A 4,264-nucleotide genomic window follows, 5' to 3' on the forward strand; every position below is an offset into this window, starting at 1 on the left:
TTTCCCCAAAAAACATAGATTTTGTTTGGGACTGCGTAGATACGAAACAGTTCCGCTCATAATAACAGAACCGTGGGACACACGGGGATAGCTCGCCTATGCTTTGCCCAATAGGGCAATCGAACGAGAAGCCCCCACTTCAAGCGTTAGCTAAGTGGAGGGAGTATGTCACCAGGAAAACCGCGAATTTTAACCCAGATTAGCTGGCAGAGAAATGGAAGCTGCCGCTCAATCATCTATTTTTGCTAATGATTTTGCAACAGCCTCTTTGTTCTTGTGATTAAAAGTATTTCCGATTCCCCCACAAATTTGCCTTTTTCAGATCCAGATACTCATTGTAGGCTTTTTCCAGGATCTGTTTTTCGTTGGAAAATTTCAGAAGATGGTAGGCTTCGTAAAATTTGTAGTAGCCGGAATCGACGAAGTATTCTTCGCGCTGCGGCTTGCTGTAATAGCTGTCCGCCATCATCAGATACCAGTGCACGGTCTTTTCGATGGTATCCTGAGGGGTGTTGAAGGTGTATTGGCTTTTGCCAATGTACTTGATGATGGAGGCGGCGACGCCAGTCTCCTCATGAACCTCCCGGAGGGCGGTCTGCTTGAAGTCTTCGCCCGGTTCTACGGTTCCTTTGGGAAGAACCCAGCCTTCGTATTTGTTCCGGTAGTTTTTGTAAAGAACGAGTAATTTTCCCCGAAATATAACCACACCGCCGCAGCTCGTTGCTTCGATCATCTGCAATCCCTCCTGTCCTGGTGTGTGCATGGAAGTTGATTCGTGGCGTATATCCGTGTGCCGGGAACCAGCTTTATGCATATGATTTAAACTGGTTTTAGTATACCGCGTTTTGCATGATTATGCAAGATTGGAAAGTCACATAAGGCATCATGAGAAAATCCTGTTACAGTTTGCACAATGTGTGAACTGTAAAAAATCATAAGAAAGATATAAGAAACAGAAGAAAGAAAATCTGGTATGATGAAGATGGAAATGGCTCATATTACAAAAGAATGCAGGCATATGTGCAGCGGAATCTAAAAAATACACAGAATTTGGATGATAGAATTACGAAAAAAAGACAGGAGGCAGGAAAATGGCACAGACAGAACAGAAGAATCAGAATGTAAAAAAACAGTTTGAGGAGCTGCAGTCTCTTTTGGAGCGGGCGATGGCGCTTCAGACGTCGATGGTTTTGTTTGAGTGGGATGATGAGACGCTGGCGCCGAAGGGTGCAGCAGAGCATACCGCGCGGGTAATAGGTTCACTTTCGGAGCAGTATCAGGAGATTCTGGCGTCAATGCGTTTTAAGGAGCTGCTGGATGCCTGCCAGAAGGCAGAAAAAGAGAATGCGGGCGTATTTGATGAGGTGCAGTCGGCAATTCTCCGGGAAGCAGCCGAGGAGCAGGAGCGGCTTTCCTGCATTCCGCCGGAGGAATACCGTGCGTATGCAGAACTTACGGCGCGTGCGACGGGAATCTGGACGCGTGCGCGAGAGAAAAATGATTTTGCTTCATTTGCCCCTGTTTTGAAGGAGATTATTTCCTATCAGAAGAAATTTGCGGCGTACCGGGCAAAGCCGGGACAGAAGCTTTACGATGTGATGCTGGATACCTACGAAAAAGGTTTTAATATGGAGATGTTAGATCCATTTTTTGAGCTGATGAAAGGGAAAATCGTACCGCTTTTGAAAGAATCGGCAGAGCGCTCGAAGACGGTTCCGGACGCCTTTTTATCCGCAGATTATCCGGAGGCGGCGCAGGAAGAGGCGGCGCGTTTCCTAGCAGAATATGAGGGCTTTGATTTTGACCGGGGAGTACTGGCACTCAGCGCCCATCCGTTTACGACGAATCTGCACAATCATGATGTACGGATCACGACGCATTATCAGAAACGGATTGATTCTTCGATTTTTTCCGTGCTGCATGAGACGGGACATGCTATCTATGAATTTGGCATCCGGGATGACTTGACACAGACGCTGGTGGGGCAGGGAACTTCGATGGGAATGCATGAATGCCAGTCCCGTTTCTTTGAAAATATCGTGGGACGCAGCCATGCATTCTGGAAACCGATTTATGGAAAAGTGGCGCAGATGTTTGGAAGCCCGCTGACGGAGACGAGTCTGGAGGATTTTCTGGCGGCGGTTAATAGAACCGTTCCGGGGCTGATCCGGACGGAAGCGGATGAGCTTTCTTATCCGCTGCATGTGCTGGTGCGCTATGAAATTGAGAAAATGCTGATTGAGGAGGATCTGGAGGTGGAGAAACTGCCGCAGATCTGGAATGATAAGTATGAAGAATACCTGGGAGTACGCCCGTCCACGGATCGGGAGGGCGTACTGCAGGATATTCACTGGTCACAGGGATCGATCGGCTATTTTCCGTCCTATGCATTAGGAAATGCCTTTGGCGCGCAGATTTATCACCAGATGAAGAAGGAATTGCCGGTAGAAAAACTACTGGAGGTTGGAAACCTGGGAGAAATCCGCGAATATCTGCGGAAAAATATTCACCAGTATGGAAAATTGAAGGACAGCCGTCAGATCCTGCGCGATATGACGGGGGAAGATTTTAATCCGTCATATTATGTGGCATATCTGGAAGAGAAGTATGGACGGCCGGAGAAAGTGCAGTAAGGCGGTCGATCTGTTCTTTCTTGAATTCCAGAGAGGAATGAAAATAGTATTCAAGCGTGACTTTCAAATCGGAGTGTCCCAGAATTTCGCTGAGCGTTTTGGGATCCATGCCATTTGTGATACAGCGAGTGGCAAACGTGTGCCGGATTGCATGAAAATTCAGATAGCGCAGTCCGGCTTGAGATAGAATGCGCTGGTAGTGATTCTGGAAGGTTCGCGGATCCATCGGGGAGCTGGCAGATTGTGACAGCAGAAAATAATCCGGGTGTTCCGGATGAGAATATGGCTGTAGGATCGGCAGAAGGAAAGCGGGCAGGGGAACCAAACGGTTGGAGGAGATGCTTTTGGGACCGGATAAAATGAGTTCTGATTTATGGGTTGTGTCAAGGCGCGTCAGGCGCTGCACCGTGTGTCGGACATGGAGATAGCGATCGGAAAAATGAATATTTTCCCAACGCAGGGCGCAGAGTTCTCCAACCCGCAGCCCTGTATAGAGTCCCAGATAGATGACGGCTTCGGAGATTCCTGTATGGGCAGTTAGATAGTGTTCGAGCTGTTTCTGTTCCTGAAGGGTAAAAACAGGTACTTCAGGGCGTTTTTTTGGAAGACGGGGCGGGAGATAGAGAATGCCGTTTGTTTGCCCGGTTTCATAGGAAAGACGCAGAATGGAGTTGACGAGCAGAAGAATACAGCGGATAGTTCCGTTCCCAAGCGGATGCAGGGAATCCGGGGATAAAAGGGAATTGCGGAAGGTCTGAAGCATAGGCAGATCGATCTTTGAAAGCTGGATGGATCTAAAATAAGGGGAGATATAACGGTCTGCCAGATGCCGGTATTTCACATAGGTAGACAGGGCTCGCGCCTGTTTCTGCTTTTCCAGCCAGATGGAAAGAAGATCGTTAAAGTACATTGTTTCGTTTTTCATGATGAAACCTCCTGTATAAAAAATAGTTGTCGTGGACAATGGTTATTTTACAGGTAGATATGCAGAAGAAATATGTGACTGCTTATGGCGGATGGTTTTAAAATGAGATGTGTCTATATGATGACTGACGAAAATATTACAGCAAATGCTGACAAGAAGATTCTTTTTTGGTATAATGAGACAGAATATGTACATGACTGAGAAGAAAGTCTATATCGAAGGTGCCGGTCAGGCGCTATTTAGGGATAAACGACATATTTTATAGAAGATTCTATTTTGAAGAATCAATAGATTTATCATATTCTTGAGATAGAGATACGAAGGCGGGAGTGTCTGAGGCGGTATGATGGCAGCGGCTCGCCTGGTTGGAAAAAGGAGGAATAATTGTATGTGTGGTATCGTAGGATATACAGGAGACCAGCAGGCGGCTCCGATCTTATTAGCGGGTCTGGAGAAGCTTGAATATCGTGGATACGATTCAGCAGGTCTGGCAGTCAGAGACGGAGAACGTGTACCGGAGGTTGTAAAGGCGAAGGGACGTCTGCGCGCGCTGGCAGAGAAGACAGACAATGGACGCGCAATGCGGGGCAACTGCGGTATCGGTCATACCCGCTGGGCGACACACGGGGAGCCGTCTGAGAACAATGCACATCCGCACTGCACGGATGACCGCAGCGTGGTAGCGGTTCACAATGGTATTATCGAA

3 protein-coding genes and 1 pseudogene are annotated in these 4,264 nt (G+C 47.6%); 2 read left to right on the top strand and 2 right to left on the bottom strand.

What is annotated here, in order from left to right; genetic code table 11:
- Positions 1 to 280: 280 nt before the first annotated feature.
- Complete coding sequence (locus QVO97_RS00180; RefSeq protein ID WP_022358438.1) at positions 281 to 733, bottom strand: NUDIX hydrolase; 453 nt, start codon at positions 731 to 733, stop codon at positions 281 to 283.
- A gap of 358 nt (positions 734 to 1,091) precedes the next feature.
- Between QVO97_RS00180 and QVO97_RS00185 the strand changes: the two genes are divergently transcribed.
- Positions 1,092 to 2,633: a carboxypeptidase M32 gene (locus QVO97_RS00185; protein WP_022358439.1), complete on the top strand. Its 1,542-nt coding sequence runs from the start codon at positions 1,092 to 1,094 to the stop codon at positions 2,631 to 2,633.
- Here the strand turns inward: QVO97_RS00185 and QVO97_RS00190 are convergent.
- Positions 2,569 to 3,558 (bottom strand): tyrosine-type recombinase/integrase, encoded by a 990-nt coding sequence (locus QVO97_RS00190; RefSeq protein ID WP_022358440.1) that lies wholly within the window; start codon positions 3,556 to 3,558, stop codon positions 2,569 to 2,571. The genes QVO97_RS00185 and QVO97_RS00190 overlap by 65 nt on opposite strands.
- A gap of 388 nt (positions 3,559 to 3,946) precedes the next feature.
- Here QVO97_RS00190 and QVO97_RS00195 point away from each other — a divergent pair.
- Positions 3,947 to 4,264: pseudogene (locus QVO97_RS00195) on the top strand (glutamine--fructose-6-phosphate aminotransferase); the annotation flags it as partial.

This window comes from Clostridium sp. CAG:43, from assembly GCF_000434655.1.
GTDB classification, from domain to species: Bacteria; Bacillota; Clostridia; order Lachnospirales; family Lachnospiraceae; genus Otoolea; species Otoolea fessa.